Source organism: Pseudomonas sp. CP4 (assembly GCF_047758505.1).
Lineage (GTDB): Bacteria > Pseudomonadota > Gammaproteobacteria > Pseudomonadales > Pseudomonadaceae > Aquipseudomonas > Aquipseudomonas fluorescens_AO.
The window spans coordinates 5,499,532-5,518,485 of record NZ_CP180489.1; the positions used below are offsets into that span (position 1 = coordinate 5,499,532).

General features: G+C 60.9%; 12 protein-coding genes. 5 read left to right on the plus strand and 7 right to left on the minus strand.

What is annotated here, in order from left to right:
* The first annotated feature begins 130 nt into the window (after positions 1 to 130).
* Positions 131 to 1,828 carry an AMP-binding protein gene (locus tag ACMYUN_RS24830; RefSeq protein ID WP_415762051.1) on the plus strand — a complete coding sequence of 566 codons (1,698 nt, stop codon included), beginning with the start codon at positions 131 to 133 and terminating at the stop codon, positions 1,826 to 1,828.
* A gap of 652 nt (positions 1,829 to 2,480) precedes the next feature.
* Here the strand turns inward: ACMYUN_RS24830 and ACMYUN_RS24835 are convergent.
* The 3 genes from ACMYUN_RS24835 to ACMYUN_RS24845 all read right to left on the minus strand — a co-directional run bounded on the left by ACMYUN_RS24835 (position 2,481) and on the right by ACMYUN_RS24845 (position 5,062).
* Positions 2,481 to 3,380 carry a hydroxymethylglutaryl-CoA lyase gene (locus tag ACMYUN_RS24835; protein WP_415762052.1) on the minus strand — a complete coding sequence of 300 codons (900 nt, stop codon included), beginning with the start codon at positions 3,378 to 3,380 and terminating at the stop codon, positions 2,481 to 2,483.
* A 145-nt stretch (positions 3,381 to 3,525) separates the two neighbouring features.
* Positions 3,526 to 3,927 (minus strand): MerR family transcriptional regulator, encoded by a 402-nt coding sequence (locus ACMYUN_RS24840; RefSeq protein ID WP_041477108.1) that lies wholly within the window; start codon positions 3,925 to 3,927, stop codon positions 3,526 to 3,528.
* 205 nt (positions 3,928 to 4,132) lie between these two features.
* Positions 4,133 to 5,062: a LysR family transcriptional regulator gene (locus ACMYUN_RS24845; protein WP_016775308.1), complete on the minus strand. Its 930-nt coding sequence runs from the start codon at positions 5,060 to 5,062 to the stop codon at positions 4,133 to 4,135.
* Between the two features lie 171 nt (positions 5,063 to 5,233).
* Here ACMYUN_RS24845 and ACMYUN_RS24850 point away from each other — a divergent pair, with 171 nt between their 5' ends.
* Positions 5,234 to 6,463, plus strand: coding sequence for an acyl-CoA dehydrogenase (locus ACMYUN_RS24850; RefSeq protein WP_129999577.1), 1,230 nt, complete (start codon positions 5,234 to 5,236; stop codon positions 6,461 to 6,463).
* Between the two features lie 149 nt (positions 6,464 to 6,612).
* Here the strand turns inward: ACMYUN_RS24850 and ACMYUN_RS24855 are convergent, their stop codons facing one another.
* Together ACMYUN_RS24855 and xthA are read right to left on the minus strand one after the other, a co-directional pair.
* Positions 6,613 to 7,947, minus strand: coding sequence for a substrate-binding domain-containing protein (locus ACMYUN_RS24855; RefSeq protein WP_415762054.1), 1,335 nt, complete (start codon positions 7,945 to 7,947; stop codon positions 6,613 to 6,615).
* A gap of 204 nt (positions 7,948 to 8,151) precedes the next feature.
* Positions 8,152 to 8,964 carry an exodeoxyribonuclease III gene (gene xthA / locus ACMYUN_RS24860; RefSeq protein ID WP_415762056.1) on the minus strand — a complete coding sequence of 271 codons (813 nt, stop codon included), beginning with the start codon at positions 8,962 to 8,964 and terminating at the stop codon, positions 8,152 to 8,154.
* A 324-nt stretch (positions 8,965 to 9,288) separates the two neighbouring features.
* On the opposite strand from xthA, the gene ACMYUN_RS24865 reads away from it, so the two are divergent.
* The 3 genes from ACMYUN_RS24865 to ACMYUN_RS24875 all read left to right on the plus strand — a co-directional run bounded on the left by ACMYUN_RS24865 (position 9,289) and on the right by ACMYUN_RS24875 (position 15,404).
* Positions 9,289 to 9,939: a GNAT family N-acetyltransferase gene (locus ACMYUN_RS24865; RefSeq protein WP_129999574.1), complete on the plus strand. Its 651-nt coding sequence runs from the start codon at positions 9,289 to 9,291 to the stop codon at positions 9,937 to 9,939.
* Positions 9,940 to 10,005: 66 nt separating this feature from the next.
* Positions 10,006 to 11,733 carry an autotransporter assembly complex family protein gene (locus tag ACMYUN_RS24870; RefSeq protein ID WP_310406444.1) on the plus strand — a complete coding sequence of 576 codons (1,728 nt, stop codon included), beginning with the start codon at positions 10,006 to 10,008 and terminating at the stop codon, positions 11,731 to 11,733.
* Positions 11,730 to 15,404, plus strand: a complete 3,675-nt coding sequence (locus ACMYUN_RS24875) for a translocation/assembly module TamB domain-containing protein (protein ID WP_415762058.1) — start codon at positions 11,730 to 11,732, stop codon at positions 15,402 to 15,404. Before ACMYUN_RS24870 ends, ACMYUN_RS24875 begins: the two co-directional genes overlap by 4 nt.
* Before the next feature lie 166 nt (positions 15,405 to 15,570).
* Here ACMYUN_RS24875 and ACMYUN_RS24880 read toward each other — a convergent pair whose 3' ends face one another.
* Complete coding sequence (locus tag ACMYUN_RS24880) at positions 15,571 to 18,066, minus strand: fimbria/pilus outer membrane usher protein (RefSeq protein ID WP_415762060.1); 2,496 nt, start codon at positions 18,064 to 18,066, stop codon at positions 15,571 to 15,573.
* 85 nt (positions 18,067 to 18,151) lie between these two features.
* Positions 18,152 to 18,898: a molecular chaperone gene (locus ACMYUN_RS24885; RefSeq protein ID WP_415762061.1), complete on the minus strand. Its 747-nt coding sequence runs from the start codon at positions 18,896 to 18,898 to the stop codon at positions 18,152 to 18,154.
* Positions 18,899 to 18,954 lie beyond the last annotated feature (56 nt).

Genomic DNA, 18,954 nt, shown 5'->3' on the forward strand with positions numbered 1-18,954 from the left:
TGTAGGAGTGAGCCTGCTCGCGATAGCAGTGTGTCAGTCAATATTTGCGTTTGCTGACACGACGCTATCGCGAGCAGGCGAAGGCCTACAGGACCGTCGTTACCCATAAATAAAGACAATAGGGGTCATCATGGATCAACCCAGCGCAAACCGGCAGCGTAGCTACAGCCGTGGTTCTCAGGACAAGGCTTTGCTGGCGATGACCATCGGTCAGCGTTTCGATCAGACTGTCGCACAACACCCGGACGGCGAGGCGCTGGTGGTGCGCCATCAGCAGTTGCGTTACTCCTGGCGGCAATTGGCTGAAGCGGTGGATGAGCAGGCCAGAGCCTTGCTCGCACTGGGTTTGCAGACCGGCGATCGCCTCGGCATCTGGGCGCCGAACTGCGCGCAGTGGTGCATCACCCAGTTCGCCACGGCGAAGATCGGCGTGATCCTGGTCAACATCAATCCCGCCTATCGCAGCTCCGAACTCGAGTACGTGCTCAAGCAATCCGGCTGTCAATGGCTGGTCTGTGCCGGAGCGTTCAAGACCTCGAATTACCACGCAATGCTCCAGAGCCTGGCGCCAGAATTGGCCGAGCACGCCATCGGTCACCTGCGCAGCGAACGCCTGCCGGAGCTGCGCGGCATGATCAGCCTCGATGCCAATCCGCCGCCCGGTTTTCTGCCGTGGTCGCAGCTCAGCGATCTGGCGGTCAGCGTCTCGCCCGATCAAATGCGTGAACGCAGTGCCAGCCTGCATTTCGATCAACCGGTGAACATCCAGTACACCTCCGGCACCACCGGTTTTCCCAAGGGCGCGACCCTCAGTCACTACAACATTCTCAACAACGGATACATGGTCGGCGAAAGCCTCGGCCTGACGGCTGCCGATCGTCTGGTGATTCCGGTGCCGCTGTATCACTGCTTCGGCATGGTCATGGGCAACCTCGGTTGTGTCACCCACGCCAGCACGATGATTTACCCCAATGACGCCTTCGATCCGGCGCTGACCCTGCAAGCGGTAGCCGAAGAACAGGCCACGGCGCTGTACGGTGTGCCGACCATGTTCATCGCCATGCTCGATCAGCCGCAGCGGCAGACCTTCGACCTGTCGAGCCTGCGCACCGGAATCATGGCCGGCGCCACCTGTCCGATTGAGGTCATGCGCCGTGTGATCAATGAAATGCACATGAGCGAAGTGCAGATCGCCTACGGCATGACCGAAACCAGCCCGGTGTCGCTGCAGACCGGGCCAGCGGATGAGCTGGAGCTGCGCGTCACCACGGTCGGGCGCACCCAGCCGCAACTGGAAAGCAAGATCATCGACGCCGCTGGCCACCTCGTGCCGCGCGGCACCATCGGCGAATTGTGCACGCGCGGTTACAGCGTGATGCTCGGTTACTGGAACAATCCGCAGGCCACCGCCGAAGCCATCGACGAGGCGGGATGGATGCACACCGGCGATCTGGCGAGCATGAACGAGGAGGGTTACGTCAACATCGCCGGGCGTAACAAGGACATGATCATTCGTGGCGGCGAGAACGTTTACCCCCGTGAGCTGGAGGAGTTCTTCTTCACCCATCCGGCGGTGGCGGACGTGCAGGTAATCGGCATTCCGTGCTCGCGCTACGGTGAGGAAATCGTCGCCTGGATCAAATTCCACCCCGGCCATAGTGCCTCGGAGCTGGAGCTGCAAACCTGGTGCAAGGAACGCATCGCCCACTTCAAGACACCGCGCTACTTCAAGTTCGTCGACGCGTTTCCGATGACGGTGACGGGCAAGATCCAGAAATTCAGAATGCGGGAGATCAGTATCGAGGAGCTGAAAATAACCGAGCGGTAACCTAAACCCTGTGGGAGCTGGCTTGCCAGCGATGGCGTCAGGTCAGCCAGCATCAATGTTGAATGTTCTACCGCAATCGCTGGCAAGCCAGCTCCCACAGGGATTGGGGGAATTCAGGAATCGCAGAAAGCACAAAGGGGAGCCGAAGCTCCCCTTTAATTTGTCGTTGCGTGCTCTTTTTATTATTGAGGGTCGGTCTGTTGTTGTTTTTGGCAACCGTGGCCCTGTACAGCTTTTTGGCGACCCCCATCCGGGGTCAAGAGCAAACGTATTTTTTTGAGCGCTGATCTGCTTTCTCGTTTAACGATCCAACCGATTCGGGAGCTACCTGAAGGTAGTTTTATTGTTCTCTGCCCGGTTGCGGGTCACTCCTGAGAGCACCCTGAAAAGCACACCTTCTCCAAAAAAATCTGTTAGCTGCGTCTCTGCCGTGTTGTTCTTGTTATGTCAGAGTCGTTTCGTCTTGTTTTTATTGGTTTGCGGCTTTTTATTCTTGTTATGCGATAGAGATAGCAGGTGTCGTGCCAACTTTTAAAAAGCTTTATAAATCAGTCGGTTAGGGTTTTAGGGTTTTTTCAGCTCCGGGCAAAGCCAGACAATTTGTTTCCGTGTTACTCGCTTTTGCCCACATCACTGACGCAGCGGTAACACCTCACTGGGCGCTGCGCGCCTTGGCCACCCGCGAGCCGCTGGGCCGGCCGAGCACTGCGCTGATCTGCTGGCCCGCGATAATCAAGGCGTCCAGGTCGATGCCGGTCTCGATCCCCAGGCCGTTGAGCAGGTACACCACGTCCTCGGTGGCAACGTTACCGCTCGCGCCTTTGGCGTACGGGCAGCCGCCGAGGCCGGCGATAGAGCTGTCGAACACCGCAATGCCTTCGAGCAGGCTGGCGTAGATGTTGGCCATGGCCTGGCCATAGGTGTCATGGAAATGCCCGGCGAGTCTGTCCCGTGGCACCTGCGCCGAGACCACCTCGAACAGGCGCCGGGTCGCGCCCGCCGTGCCGGTGCCGATGGTGTCGCCCAGCGACACTTCGTAGCAGCCCATCGCGTACAGTTCGCGCGCGACCATTGCCACTTGCTCCGGCGCAACGGTGCCTTCATACGGGCAGCCCAGCACACAGGACACGTAACCGCGCACGGTAACGCCGTGTTGTTTCGCCGCTTCCATGATCGGCGCAAAGCGCGCCAGGCTTTCGCTGATCGAGCAGTTGATGTTGCGCTGCGAGAACGCCTCGGACGCCGCTGCGAACACCGCGACTTCCTTGACCCCGGCGGCGAGCGCGTCTTCAAAGCCGCGCAGGTTCGGCGCCAGCGCGCCGTAGGTCACGCCGGGCTTACGCTGGATCTGCGCAAACACCTCGGCGGAGCCGGCCATCTGCGGCACCCACTTGGGCGAAACGAAACTGCCGACTTCGATATAGCCCAGACCTGCAGTGCTCAGGGCATCGACCAGTTGCACCTTGTCAGCGACGCTGATCGGCTGGGCTTCGTTCTGCAGGCCATCGCGCGGGCCGACTTCGATCAGGCGTACTTGGGAGGGGAGGGACATGGGCGGGACCTGCTTCGTGGATTCGTGGTGATCCCTGTGGGAGCGGGCTTGCCCGCGATGAGGCCGGAACATCCTGCAATGATGTTGACTGACCCGACGCCATCGCGGGCAAGCCCGCTCCCACAGGGAAAGGTGTATTGGCAGACTACTGGGCTATTTGCTGGCTCTTGAGCGTCTGCTCCAATGCCTGCACGCAGCGCTCTTCGGCCGTATCCAGCTCGAGCTTCATCTGTTCGATATCGAGCAATTGCTGCTCGAGCTGTTCGCGGCGTTCGCTGATTTTCGCCAGCATGCTGTTGAGCTGCTTGGTGTTGCCGCCGGACGGGTCGTAGAGTTCGATCAGCTCGCGGCATTCAGCCAGGGAAAAACCGATGCGCTTGCCGCGCAGGATCAGCTTGAGGGTGACCTTGTCGCGCGGCGAATAGATGCGTTCCTGGCCACGACGCTCGGGGCTGAGCAGGCCTTGCTCTTCATAAAAGCGGATCGCCCGGGTGGTGATGTCCAGCTCGCGGGCGAGGTCGGAAATGCTGTAGGTCTGACTGCTCATGAAAGCGCTCGGAAAAGGGGCATGGCGCTAAGCTAATCGGTGGTTTACGTTTACGTCAAGAAGGATGGTTGTGGTTGTCTGTACAGGCCCCTTCGCGAGCAAGCTCGCTCCCACAGTGGATGTGTGTGAACACAGGATTTGTGTTCGACAGAAAACCCTGTGGGAGCGAGCTTGCTCGCGAAGAACGGTGACACGGTGTCGTGTCTTAAACCTTCTCCAGCTTCTTCTCCTGCGCCGTCACCTGCTGGCACAACTCGATCATCTGCTCGCGCATCCAGCGGTTGGCCGGGTCCTGGTCGGTGCTTTCGTGCCAGTACAAATGCGTTTCCACCGACGGCACATCATTCACCGGCAAGTTGAACGATTGCAGGTCATGACGGCGGGCGAAGCGTTCCGGCACGGTCATGACCATGTCGGTCTGCTGCATCACTTGCGAGGCCATCAGATAGTGCTGCGAGCGCAGGGCGATCTTGCGCTGGATGCCCATTTTGCCCAGCGCCAGATCGACATAGCCCAACCCGCTGCGGCGACTGGAAATATGGATGTGGGTCAGCGAAAGATAATCATCGAGGCTGAGTTTTTCCTTGCCCGCCATCGGATGGCCTTTGCGCATGGCGCAGACGTAACGGTCGTCCATCAGCTTGACGTGGCGCACCTGCGGGTCGGTGTTGAGCGGCGCATCCACAGCGAAATCCAGACGCCCGGCCGCGAGTTCCTTGGTGGTTTCCCGGCGCTTGGACAGAAAGCTTTCGATGATCACCGTTGGCGCCAGGCGGCGCAGGCGCTGGAACAATGGCGGCAGAATGATCGCTTCGGTCAGGTCGGTCATGCTGATGCGGTAAGTCTTCACCGCCTGCGCCGGGTTGAATATGCGGCTTTCCTGCACCGACACGCGCAGCAGCGACAGGGCGTTGCGCACCGGGCCGATGATGTTCTGCGCCATCGGCGTGGGAACCATGCCCTGGGCGGTACGCACGAAGAGCGGGTCGTTGAAGGTTTCGCGCAACCGCGCCAGGGCGTTGGACACCGCCGGCTGGGTGATCCCGACAATCTGCCCGGCGCGGGTCAGGTTGGCTTCGGTGTAGATCGCGTCGAAGACGATGAAAAGGTTGAGGTCGACCTTGCTCAGATTCATAACGCGGCTTCTCTTGTTATTAAGTGCAAGTGTTTTGGGGCTGACAATCAGCCGATCATATATCGGTGATGAATGTTTATACACGCCGAGAATAGGCTAGGTAAATTATGAGTGCTGTTCTAGCATCGATTGCATGACTTGAACAACCTCTGCCCGAGAAGGTAACTACCCATGGATTTCGCTTATTCGCCCAAGGTTCAGGAACTGCGTGAGCGCGTGACTGCGTTCATGGACACTTACGTTTACCCGGCCGAGGCGGTGTTCGAACGCCAGGTCGCCGAGGGCGACCGCTGGCAGCCGACCGCGATCATGGAAGAGCTCAAGGCCAAGGCCAAGGCTGAAGGCCTGTGGAATTTGTTTCTGCCTGAGTCCGAGCTGGGCGCTGGCCTGACTAACCTTGAATACGCGCCGCTGGCGGAAATCATGGGCCGTTCCCTGCTGGGGCCGGAGCCGTTCAACTGCTCGGCGCCGGACACCGGCAACATGGAAGTGCTGGTGCGCTACGCCAACGAAGAACAGAAACAGCGTTGGCTCGAACCGCTGCTGCGCGGCGAGATCCGTTCGGCGTTCGCCATGACCGAGCCCGACGTGGCGTCTTCCGATGCGACCAACATGGCCGCCCGTGCTGTGCGCGATGGCGATCAGTGGGTGATCAACGGCAAGAAATGGTGGACCTCCGGCGCCTGCGATCCGCGCTGCAAGATCCTGATCTTCATGGGCCTGAGCAACCCCGACGCACCGCGTCACGCTCAGCACTCGATGATCCTCGTGCCGGTCGATACCCCCGGCGTGAAGATTGTCCGTCCGCTGCCGGTGTTCGGTTACGACGACGCACCGCACGGTCACGCCGAAGTGCTGTTCGACAACGTGCGCGTGCCGTACGAAAACGTCCTGCTGGGTGAAGGACGCGGCTTCGAAATCGCCCAGGGTCGCCTTGGCCCAGGGCGGATTCACCACTGCATGCGTTCGATCGGCATGGCCGAACGTGCGCTGGAACTGATGTGCAAACGCTCGGTGAGCCGCACCGCGTTCGGCAAACCGCTGGCGCGTCTGGGTGGCAACATCGACAAGATCGCCGACTCGCGGATGGAGATCGACATGGCGCGTCTGCTGACGTTGAAAGCGGCGTACATGATGGACACCGTCGGCAACAAAGTGGCGAAGAGCGAGATCGCGCAGATCAAGGTTGTGGCGCCAAACGTCGCCCTGCGGGTGATCGACCGCGCTATCCAGATGCACGGCGGGGCAGGGGTGTCGAACGATTTCCCGCTGGCCTATATGTATGCGATGCAGCGCACCCTGCGTCTGGCCGACGGCCCGGACGAAGTGCACCGCGCGGCGATCGGCAAGTTCGAGATCGGCAAGTATGTGCCGAAGGAGATGATGCGTAGCGGCCAGTAACACCGAGTTGCCTCATTCGCATTCCCCCCAGTCTGATCGTTCCCACGCTCTGCGTGGGAGTTCCGCCATGGACGCTCTGCGTCCACTGTGACGCGTAGCGTCACGGGATGCGTTCCCACGCGGAGCGTGGGAACGATCAGGCGTCAGGATCAATACACCCAAACCTCAACCCGCCGATTCTTGATCCGCCCTTCATCCGCGCTGTTGGTCGCCACCGGCATCAGCGCACCAAAGCCACGCACCTCGCGCATGACCACACCGTCTTTGACCAGCTCGCGCCGCACCGCCATCGCTCGCAGCTTCGACAGCAGATCGGCCCGCGCCGGGTCATCCTTCAAATCGCCAAACCCCACCAGCGTCACTGCCCGTTCGGTCTTGCCATTGCGCTTTATATAGTCGAGCACCCGCGCCAGATCCTGCCGCGCCTTGTTGTCCAGACTGGCGCTGCCCTCGGCAAACCGGAAATTCACTGTCAGACGCTGGGCATGTCGGCTGAGGGATTGGTAACCCTCGGGCATCAGCGCATTCGGCGCCACGCTCATGGCTTGCACGGTCTGGCTGACAAAACCACTGGCGGCAACGATCGCCTGACCCTGGTGGCTCTGCGCGAACGCGGCTAACGCCTGCACCCACGGATTGCGGCTGTCCGGCGGCAGATAAAAGAACAAACGTCGCGACAGCGGATAGTCTTCGGTGGCGATCAGACTGTTCAGCGGCAGCATCGCTTGCGAGGCGCCATCGGCAATCGCCACGGCTTTGGCCTGACGCACGTAAGGCAAGCCGATAAAACCGATACCTTGCGGATCCGCGCTGACCGCGTCGGACAATTGCTCGCTGGATTCGAAACGTTTCGCTGTGTTGCTGAGACTTTTCCCACGCCGGCTCAGGACCAGCTCCTTGAACGTGTCGTACGTCCCGGACTGATCATCCCGCGCATATAAATGGATGGCGCCGCCACGGCTACCGAGCTCTTCCCAGGTTTTCACTTCGCCGGCAAAAATCCGCGCCAATTGCTCGGTGTCCAGCTGCTGCAATGGATTGGCCGGGTTGAGGATGATCGCCAGGCCGTCGATGGCAATGACTTGCTCGGCCGCCGGGCTTTTCAGATCCCCGAGGGCTTGCAGGGCAAGCAGTTCGCTGTCCTTGATCTCGCGGGAAGAGGCGGCCAGATCGGCGCTGGCGTTTTTCAGCGCAGTGAAGCCGGTGCTGGAACCGTGGGCGGCGACTTCGATGATTACGCGCTGGCCTTGTGCGGTCTGGCCGACGATGCGTTGCTCGTTGGCGGTATCCGGGGTTTCGCGGTGGATTTTCAGCAGGCCCTGTTCCTGCAACAGGCCTTCGACCAGCGCCGGACCAAGTTCGGCGCCGATGGTGTTGGAGCCCTGAATGCGTAATGCCGGGCCGTTTTCGGGGATCGGCAGGGCGGCGGCGGACACCGACAGCCAGCCACTCAACAGGAAAACGCAGAGAACACGCAGGGTCATGCCGGCACCGAATCAAGCCAAGGGGATTGCCGGGGAGATTAAGTCAGGCGCGTGACCGAAATATGACAGGGATTGAAGGGTGTAAATATCAATTGTGGGAGTGAGCTTGCTCGCGAAGGCGGCGTATCAGCAACATATCTGATTACTGACACTCCGCCTTCGCGAGCAAGCTCGCTCCCACAGGGATCTCAGGCAACTCGCGGATCAGGCCAGCTCAAGCCAGATCGGCGCATGGTCCGAAGGCTTTTCCATGCCGCGCAGTTCGTAGTCCACCCCGGCATCCCTGACCCGTGGCAGCAGGCCATGGGACGCCAGAATCACATCGATGCGCAGGCCACGCTTGGGCTCATCTTCGAAACCACGGCTGCGGTAGTCGAACCAGCTGAACATGTCGGTCACCTCGGGGTTGAGGTGCCGATAGCTGTCGGTCAGGCCCCAGTTCTTCAGGCGCGCCATCCACTCGCGTTCTTCCGGCAGGAAGCTGCATTTGCCGGTTTTCAGCCAGCGCTTCATGTTGTCCGGGCCGATGCCGATATCGCAGTCTTCCGGGGAAATGTTCACATCACCCATCACCACCAGTGGCTGTTCGTTGTGGAACTGGCTTTCCAGCAGTGCTTGCAGATCGCTGTAGAAACGCTGCTTGGCGGGGAATTTGGTCGGGTGGTCGCGGCTTTCACCCTGTGGGAAATAGCCGTTCATGATCGTCACCGGCACGCCATTGGCATCAGCGAAAGTGCCCCAGATAAAGCGCCGCTGCGCGTCTTCTTCATCCGTGGCGAAGCCTTTATGGATCGCGATCGGTTCGTTGCGCGAGAGCAGGGCGACACCGTAATGGCCCTTCTGGCCATGGAAGTGCACGTGGTAGCCGAGGGCGCGAATGTCTTCGAGGGGGAACTGGTCGTCGTGAACCTTGGTTTCCTGCAGGCCGATCACGTCGGGCTGATGTTTTTCGATCAGCGCTGCCAGCTGATGCGGACGGGCACGCAGTCCGTTGATGTTGAAGGAAACAATCTTCATGGTCGGCAGTCCTGGCAAAAGGGCGATGCTAGCTGACATGGGGGAGATGGGCCAGTGTGGGACAAATCATTTTGGCCTGTGGGATTTGTAGCGCTTGTCCCGGCCCCATCGCTGGCAAGCCAGCTCCCACAGGTTTCTGTGGTGTATGTAAATGTTGTGAACGACGCAGACACTGTGGGAGCTGGCTTGCCAGCGATGAGGCCCGCCCCAGTCGATGAAGATCCGAGGCTGGTCTAACCTGTCAGGTGAACCACCACATCCGCCCAAGGTTCGTACCAACAAGCGCGCCTGCCACCGAGCGCGCCACCGGGGAGAATCACTGCAATGCCTGAAACCCAGTTCGCCGTCGCCGATATCCACATGCTCGACCGCGGCTATTCCCGCGAAGCCCGCTCGTTGCTGTATCAGGCCTATCGCCACGAGCCGACCTTCGGCTACCTGTTCGAAGCCGAACGCCCGGGCTATGAACAACGCGTGCGCGCGACGGTGCGCGAGCTGGTCAAACAGCATTTCCTTCAGGACCTGCCGGCGATCGGCCTGCTGGTCAACGATCGCTTGATCGGCATCGCCCTGATCGCACCTCCGCAACGGCGCCTGGGCGTTACCGAAAGCTGGGCTTGGCGCTTGCGCATGGTGCTCAGCACCGGGTTTCGCTGCACCCGGCGTTATCTGGAATATCACGCTGCCGTCGCCGCGTGCGTGCCCGGTGATTCGGTGCACATGCTGCCGTTACTCGGTGTCCACCCGCAGTTTCAGGGCAAGCACTACGGCGAACAGTTGCTCACTGCCGTGCACAACTGGTGCGCCGTCGATGAAACCTCGCAAGGGGTGGTGCTCGACACCGGCAACCCGCGCTACCTGGAATTCTATAAAAGGCAGGGTTATCAGGAGATCGGCGAGGTTGCCGTCGGGCCGGTGCGCGAACACGTATTTTTCCACGCCAATCCGCAGGTGTTACAAACAGCAACGGGATAATGATCGAACTTCTTCACAAATTACCTGTTCTATCAGGCTCCCGAGCCCGTGATAGCATCCGCGCCTATGAAGTTTCCACGAAGATTTACCAGCGGCGTGCTGATGCTGTTATCCAGCTGCGCGGCGCTGGCGCAAAGTGAATTGGATGTACGGATCAAGCCGTCCAACGATGAACTCAAGGCCAATATAGAAGGCTATATCGGCAGCCTCGGCGATCGCGACGAAGAAGCCTTGCTGCGCTTCAGTCGCGGTGCCGAAGAGCAGGCGCGCAAAGCGGCCCAGGCGCTGGGCTACTACCAGCCGCAAATCGACAGCGACGTCAAGGGCGGGGAAAAACCGCGTCTGGTGCTCAACATCGATCCCGGCGAGCCGATCCGCCTGCGCAACGTCACCGTACGTGTCGATGGCCCGGCGGCCTCGCTGAAATCCTTCCGCGTACCGAAAGGCGACCTGCTCAAGTCCGGCGCCGTGCTTAACCATGGTCGTTACGAAGACGCCAAACGGGTGATCCAGAACCAGGCCTCGCGCTTCGGTTACTTCAGCGGCCATTTCACCAGCCAGAAACTCATGGTCGATCCCCGCGCGGGCGTGGCCGACATCGAATTGATCTACGACAGCGGCCCGCGCTATGCGTTGGGCAATGTCAGTTTCGAGGGCGACACGCCATTCGATGAAGACCTGCTGCAACGCATGGTGCCGTTCAAGGCGGGCGAACCCTACGACTCCGAATTGATCGCCGAACTCAATCGCGACCTGCAATCGAGCGGCTATTTCGAAGGCGTGCGCGTCGACGCGGCGCCGACGGCGGCAAAAAATGATGTCATTCCAGTCGAGGTCAAACTCGACACGCGCAAGCCGCGCACCATGGGTCTGGGCCTTGGCTACTCGACCGACGTCGGCCCGCGCATCAAAGCCAACTGGACGCGTCACTGGGTCAATCCGCAGGGCGACAGTTACGGCTGGGAAGCTGAACTCTCGGCGCCCCGACAGAACGTCGGGCTGTTCTACGACATTCCGCTCGACCCGCCATTGACCGACAAATTGCGCTGGGCCGGCGGCTATCAATTCGAAGACATCGAAGGCTCCGACACCCTCAGCAAGCTGCTGACCTTCGGCCCGGAATGGCACAGCAAGTTGCCCAGCGGCTGGCAGCGGGTGATCTCGCTGAAATGGCAGCGCGAGGAATACGAACTCGGCGACGACTCGGGCCTGAGCACGTTGCTGATGCCCGGCATCAGTTATTCGTACCTCAAAAGCGACAACCGCATCGATCCGCGCAACGGCTATCGTTTGAGCTTCGAAAGCAAAGTGGCCAAGGAAGGTCTCGGCTCCGACAACAACCTTTTATATGGCACCGCGCTGGTCAAGGGCCTGACCACGGTGTTCGACAAGCACCGCTTGCTCGGCCGCGTGCAGGTTGGCGGCAGCGCCACCAACGGCTACAACTCGATTCCGCCATCGCTGCGCTTCTTTGCCGGTGGCGATCAGAGCGTGCGCGGTTACGACTACCAGAGCCTGTCGCCGAAAAACTCTGACGGCGACCGCATCGGTGGCCGCTACATGATTGCCGGCAGCGTCGAATATCAATATTCGATTGCCGAGAAATGGCGTGTGGCGACCTTCGTCGACCAAGGCAACTCTTTCAACAAACTCGAACTGCCCGACCTCAAGACCGGGGTCGGTGTGGGTGTGCGCTGGGTCTCGCCGGTCGGGCCGATCCGCCTCGACCTCGCTCGGGCGCTGGACGATGACGGCGGCTTTCGCTTGCACTTTTCCATGGGGCCTGAGCTGTGAAGCGTGGTTCGAAAATAACAGCGCTGACTTTGTTGGCGCTGGTCTTGTTGATCGTCTTGAGCCTGGCCGCACTGCTTGGCACGCAGGCCGGCAGTCGTTGGGCGTTGGGCCTGGTGCCGGGCCTGAGCGTGGAGAATTTCCATGGTCGCCTCGCTGGGCAGTGGAGCGCCGATCACCTGGTGTGGCAGCAGGACACCAGCCGTGTCGAGCTGAACAAGGCGATCTTCGCCTGGTCGCCACTGTGCCTGACGCGCATGGCCTTGTGCATCGATCAGCTCAAGGCCGAGCAGGTGATCCTGCAATTCCCGCCGAGCGAAGCAACCACCGACAGCGGCCCGATCAAACTGCCGGACCTGCAATTGCCTGTGGCCATCGAACTGGGCGATGTTGAGGTCGGCAGCCTGTTGTTCAACGGCAGCGAACAGCTCAAGGGCTTGCAACTGGCGGCGCACTGGACCGCTCAGGGCCTGCAGATCGACAGCGTGAAATTGCAGCGCGACGAACTCAGCCTGAACCTGTCCGGCCTGCTGCAACCGAGCGGCAACTGGCCGCTGAAAATTCAAGGTGATCTGACCTTGCCCGCGCCCGGCAGCGAGCCGTGGACCCTGGCGCTGAAAGTCGACGGCGATCTGTTGAAAACCCTCAACCTGCACGCCGACAGCCGTGGCTACCTCGATGGCCAGTTGAACGGCGAGTTGCAAGCGCTGGCGGAAAACCTGCCAGCAAAGGTGCGTATCACCAGCGACGCGTTCAAGCCGAGCGCCGATCTGCCGGACACTCTGCAATTCAATCAGCTGGTGCTCACGGGCGAAGGCGACCTGAAAAACGGTTATCAACTGCTCGGCAACGCAACGTTGCCCGCCGAAAAATCGCCGGTGGCGCTGTTGCTCAAAGGCAACGTCGACGCCACTGGCGCGCAGATCGCCGGGCTCGACCTCAACGCCAACGACAAGCAAAGCCTCAAGCTCACCGGCAACGTCGACTGGAGCAAGGGCCTCAGCGCTCAGGCCAACATCAACTGGCAAGACTTCCCGTGGCATCGGCTCTATCCGGAAATCGACGAGCCGCAAGTCGCGTTGCGTACTTTCACTGGCGAAGTGTCCTACACCGACGGCCAGTACCTCGGTAATTTCGACGCTGCGCTGGATGGCCCGGCCGGCGCGTTCACCTTGAGCAGTCCGTTCAGCGGCAGCCTCGAACAGATCGCCTTGCCGCAACTGGTCATGCAGGCCGGGCAGGGCAAGGCCGAAGGGCACGTGAATGTGCGCTTCGCCGACGGCATCGCCTGGGATACCGCGCTGGACCTGTCGGCGCTCAACCCGGCGTACTGGGTCGCGGAACTGCCGGGCACTCTGGCCGGGCCGTTGAAGAGCAAAGGCGAGATGAAGAATGATCAGCTCAGCCTCAACGCCGACCTCGATCTCAAAGGCAAGCTGCGCGGCCAACCGGCAATCCTGCAGGCCAAGGCGGACGGCGCGGGCGAGCGGTGGAACCTCAACGCCCTGCAAATCCGTCTCGGCGACAACAGCATCAACGGCAAGGGCAGCCTGCAGGACAAACTCGGCGGCCAGATTGACATCAAACTGCCGCGTCTGGCCCAGCTGTGGCCGCAATTGCGCGGGCAGGTCAACGGTCAGATCAACGTCGCCGGTACGCTGAAGGCGCCGCAGGGCAAGCTCGATCTGCAGGGCTCGCAACTGGCCTTTCAGGACAACCGTCTGCAAAGCCTCAACCTCGACGCCACGCTCGACAGCGCGCAGCGGGCGAAGATCAATCTCAAAGGCAGCGGCATTCAGACTGGCGATACCTCGTTGGGCACCCTGACCGCCAGTGCTCAGGGCGATATCAAAAGCCAGAAACTCAACCTCGACCTGATCGGACCGAAGCTGAAACTGGCCCTGGGTCTGGACGGTAATCTCGACAAAGGCAACTGGCGCGGTCGCTTGGCCAGTGGTGACATTCAAGCCGGTGGCCAGGACTGGAGGCTGCAAAGCCCGGCCAAGCTGGAACGTCTTGCGGACGGCCAGATCAATTTCGGCGCGCATTGCTGGCTGTCCGGCAACGCCAGCCTGTGTGGCGAGGACCAGCGCCTGATGCCCGAGCCGAAGCTGCGTTATCACCTCAAGCAATTCCCGATCGAAAGCCTTGCGCAATGGCTGCCCAAAGACTTCGCCTGGCAGGGTCGGCTCAACGCCGATCTGCAACTGGACTTGCCGGCGAGCGGCCCGAACGGCGTGGTCAGTGTCGATGCCAGCGGCGGCACCCTGCGCGTGCGTGACAAGGATCGCTGGCTGGATTTCCCCTACCAGACGCTCAAGCTCAGCAGCAAGCTCACGCCCAAGCGCGTCGACACCGAGCTCAATTTTGTCGGTGGCAAACTCGGCGAATTGATGGTGCAGGCGCAGCTCAATCCGCTGCCGAAAAACAAACCGCTGAGCGGCTCGTTCCGCCTCTCCGGCCTCGATCTGTCGGTGGCGCGGCCGTTTGTACCGATGGTTGAGAAACTCACTGGCCGCCTCAACGGCAGTGGCACGATCTCCGGTGGTTTGCTGGCACCGTTGGTCAACGGTACCGTGCAGCTCAGCGACGGCGAAGTGTCCGGCGCCGAACTGCCGATGGAGCTGCAGAACCTGCAACTGACCGCGGCGATCGCCGGCGAATCGGTGCGCCTGGACGGTGGCTGGAACAGCGGCAAGACTGGCAAGGGCAGCCTCAACGGCAACGTCGCCTGGGGGCAGGCGCTGGTGGTTGATCTGGCGCTCAAGGGCACGCAATTGCCAGTCAGCGTCGAGCCCTATGCCAAACTGGAAATGGCTCCGGACCTGAAAATTTCCATGGCCGGCGATGAGCTGAAAGTTGCGGGCAAGGTGCTGGTGCCCAAAGGCGAAATCACCGTGCGCGAGCTGCCACCATCAACGGTGAAAGTCTCCGACGACACCATCATCGTTGGCGCGCAGACCGAAGAGGGCAAACCACCGATTCCGATGAAAATGGACATCGACGTGATCGTCGGCCAGGACAAGTTGAGCTTCGCCGGTTTCGGCCTGACCGCCAATCTGCAAGGCCAGGTGCACATCGGCGACAACATGGACACCCGTGGCGAACTCTGGCTCAACGACGGCCGCTATCGCGCCTACGGCCAGCGCCTGACAGTGCGGCGTGCGCGCCTGTTGTTTGCCGGCCCCATCGACCAGCCGTATCTGGACATCGAAGCGATCCGCCAGACCGACGACGTCATCGCCGGTATTCGCCTGAGCGGCAGCGCCGAACAACCGACCACGCAGATATTCTCCGAACCGGCGATGAGCCAGGAACAGGCGCTGTCGTACCTGGTACTGGGTCGTCCGCTGAGCACCAATGGCGAAGACAACAACATGCTCGCTCAGGCCGCACTGGGCCTGGGGTTAATGGGCAGCGCCGGAGTCACCAGTGGCCTGGCCAAGGATCTGGGCATCGAAGATTTCCAGCTCGACACCCAGGGCAGCGGCAACGACACCAGCGTCGTCGCCAGCGGCAACATCTCAGAGAAACTCAGCCTGCGCTACGGCGTCGGCGTCTTCGAACCGGCCAGCACCATCGCCCTGCGCTACAAGCTGAGCAAGAAGGTCTACGTCGAAGCGGCGAGCGGCGTGGCGAGCTCGCTGGATATTTTCTATAAGCGGGATTTCTAGGGCGAATTTCTGTCCTCGAACCGAGTTGCTCCAATCGCTGGCAAGCCAGCTCCCACAGGGTCTGCGTCGTGCACACTATCCATGTACGCCTCAGAACCTGTGGGAGCTGGCTTGCCAGCGATGGCGTCATTTCAGACAACATCGATGATGCGACTGACGCCCAAGCTCATTCCTGCATTTGCGCCGGGCGGCACACCAGTGAGGCGCGTTCGTAGTTCAGCGCCTTGTCACGCTCGGGCAGTGCATACGGCGCTTCACAGCGCTGGCCTTGCCACTTGATGGTCAAAGTGCCGGCGTCGTCCTCGACCAGGGCCAGGGCCTTGCCGCTCGGGTCGGAGATTGCCAGTTGCTTGCCGGCGGCGTCTTCCAGCGCGGCGCCGAACGGAATCGGCTGGTGCTGTGCGTCGAACAGGGAAAACTGCACCCGGCGCCCGGTCTTGCTCGCGTAGCGCGCCAGCACCACCGCACCACGGCGCGGCACCACTTGCTGGGTAGCGTTTTCAATTTCGAAATCGCCGCCCAGATCGCGGGTGTCGAGGCTGATCCAGTTGACCCGATACGGTTGTGCGTTGGAGACCACCGCATAACCATTGCCAGCGGTTTTCGCCCCGGAAAAGCTGGCGATCTTCACGCCTTCAACACCCTCGACCTGGGCCAGCGCGAACGTCTCCCCAACGGTCTGCCCGAGGTTGATGCCACCAGCATGGCCGACGATCGAACCAGCGACATTGAGATTCTGTGAGTTATAGCCACGGCCCTGGCTGTAACCGGCACTGATGTCCATCAATGAGGTTCGCGTGCTGAGGTTGGCCGAACCCGTACTGCCGCCAATGCGACTGTTGCCGCCCTGTACCGAGTAATAGGTGTCGCTGTCTTCGGACAGATAGCCATTGATGCCGACCTGGGTGCTGCTGTCGTCTTTCTGCGTGCTGGCCGAAACGAACGCTCGCGGCGCGCGGGGCTTGGAGCCCAGCGGAAACGACACTGAGAGGTTGAACAGCGTGTCGTTGTTCGCCGGGCCGTAGTTGCCGACATCCTTGGTGTAAGTGGCACTGAGGTTGTAGCTGACATCACCCCAATAGTTGCTGTATCCGGCTGACAGGCTCTGCGAACCGCCGCGCCCCCAATAACGCTGATCACTGGCGTTAAGGTAGATGCTGCCGAACTGCTGATTGCGCCCCAGGCTCTGGTTGACGGTCAGATCGGTGCGGGTTTTTGAGTTACCGGTGCGCTGCTCGCCCTCGCGGCTCAGCTCCTCGACGTGTTCGCTCAAGGTGCGATAGCCCTCGGTCGAATAGCGATAGGCGGCGAGGGTGAAGTTGGTGTCAGTCCCAGTGAAGGTCTTGGCGTACAACGCGCGCAAGCTGTTGCCCTTGACGGTGCGGCCAAAGGTGCGGCTGTTGGAGTGGGTCAGGTCGAGCGAGATTGCGCCGATCGCCGTATTGCGCCCGGCGCCGATCGACAGTGCCTGGAAATTCTCGGTGGCCTGGGTACCGACAATTGCCGACAGGTTACTGCTGACGCCATAAGCCACGGTGCTGCTGACAAACTCCGGCGTCTGCTGGTCATCGCTGTTGCTGTTGTAGCGGCCCGCCGAGACGCTGTATTTCAGTTGCCCTTCGCGCACCATGATCGGCAGGCTGGAAAACGCCTGCACCGTCACCCGGCGCCGGCCATCGGCTTCGATCACGGTGATTTCCAGATCGCCATTGGAGCCGCTGGGGTAGATATCGCTGATCTCGAACGGCCCGGGCGGCACGTTGGCCGTGTACAGAATGTAGTTGTTCTGGCGAATCTCGACGGTGGCACTCGATTGCGCGATGCCGCGAATCACCGGCGCATAGCCGCGCTCGCTGTCGGCGCGCATGCCATCGTCGGAGGCCAGTTTCAGGCCGCGATAGCGCACGCTGTCGAACAGGTCGGCGTCGGAGAAAATGTCGCCGGCACTGAACTGGCCTTTCAACACGGTGACGTCATGTTGCAGATAACTGCGGTTACTCTTGAACGTGCTGGGCCGGCCGGTGCTGCTGTTGAAGTTCGATTCGTTGCGCAAGCGCCAGCCGCCGAGGTTGATGCCGTTGCGCAGGCCGACGTTATTGGCAATCGTAGTATTGGCGTCGCTGCTGTTGCGGTTGCTGCTCACCTGATAATTGATGAACGCCGCCGGTACACCTTCGTCCCACAGCGCGGGGTCGACATAACCACGGCGGCCGCGCTCCATCGCGCTCTGCGGCACGCTGACCAGCAAGCGCAGGCGCGGCACGTCATAGCGCACGATGGCGTGGTCGATCAGCGCGGGCAGGTCGAGGCAGGCATCCGCATCGGCGACGTCGAGCTTGCCGCTGGCCTGCAACTTGCCAATATCCACGCCCAGTTGCTTGAGCATGTCCAGGGTCAGACAGGCCTCGACCTTGTGACTGTCGGGGAGACGGCGAAAGGCGATATCGCGCCGGCCCACCAGCATATCGTTGCCATACAGATCGACCCGATAAGTGCCGGGCAGAACGCGGCTGCCGGCGAGCAGCGATTGCAGGTCGATGGCGGACGTCGCGCCTTGCAGAAACGAGGTATTGAATTGTTCTTCGGCGTCAGCCAGACAGGTTGTGCTGAAGACCAGGGCGACCGAAAACGGCGCCAGGCCATCGCGCTTGAGTAAAAACATGCAGGAACCCTATATCACCTCCGATACGAACTAACGGAGCGAAGAGAAATACAGTGAAAGTGCGGCTGTAAAAGCGGCACGCGAGTTATGGCGATTCTTTATCCGGGCTGGCGCTCACTTCGGCGCTGCTGGAAAGTTGCGCGACATAACGATCGCGGGCGCCATAGTCGTTGATGCTGCTGAATGACAGGCGCAGGGAGATGGCCGCGTGACGATGTTTGAGAGCGAACTCTTTTTCTTCACCGGGGGCGATCATCATCGAGTCGAATGGATGCTCGCTGGTAGTGCCGGATTGCAGGGTGATGTCGGCAATCGACACGTGGTACAGGCCGGGATTTTTTACTACCAGCACGCTCTTGCCGGCGCGCTCGGTCAGTCGCCAGGTCACTTCGGCCGGTGCCTGATAGGCATTGTTTTTCAGCCCGGCAGGGCGGAAGAACAGCTTGATCCGTTGGCGCACCGCCAGTTGCAGAGTGTTCGCGGTCTTCGCTGACTGCGGGATCTCTTGCACGTTCAGCCACACCACCGATTCGCGGTCTTTGGGCATACCGGTGCCTTCGTAGATGACCCGCAGAATCTGCTGCTCGCCGTCGCTGACGCGCACCAGCGGCGGAGTGACGGCGAAGGGCACAGAGGCCTCGTCGCTGTCGGTATCGACCCACGACTGAATCAACACGTCGGCACCGCTGTTACGCACGGTGATGCCAGCTTCTTTGTGCTTGCCGTCGAATATCAGCCGGGTGCTGCTCAGGGAAATGCCGGCCATGGCCTGATTGACGGCGAACAGGCTCAGAAGGCCGACGCAAAGGAACAGGGAAGGACGTATGAACATGAACGATTACCGCGCAGAGTGAAAGAAAGTGCGGGACCGTCCGGCCCCGCACAGTG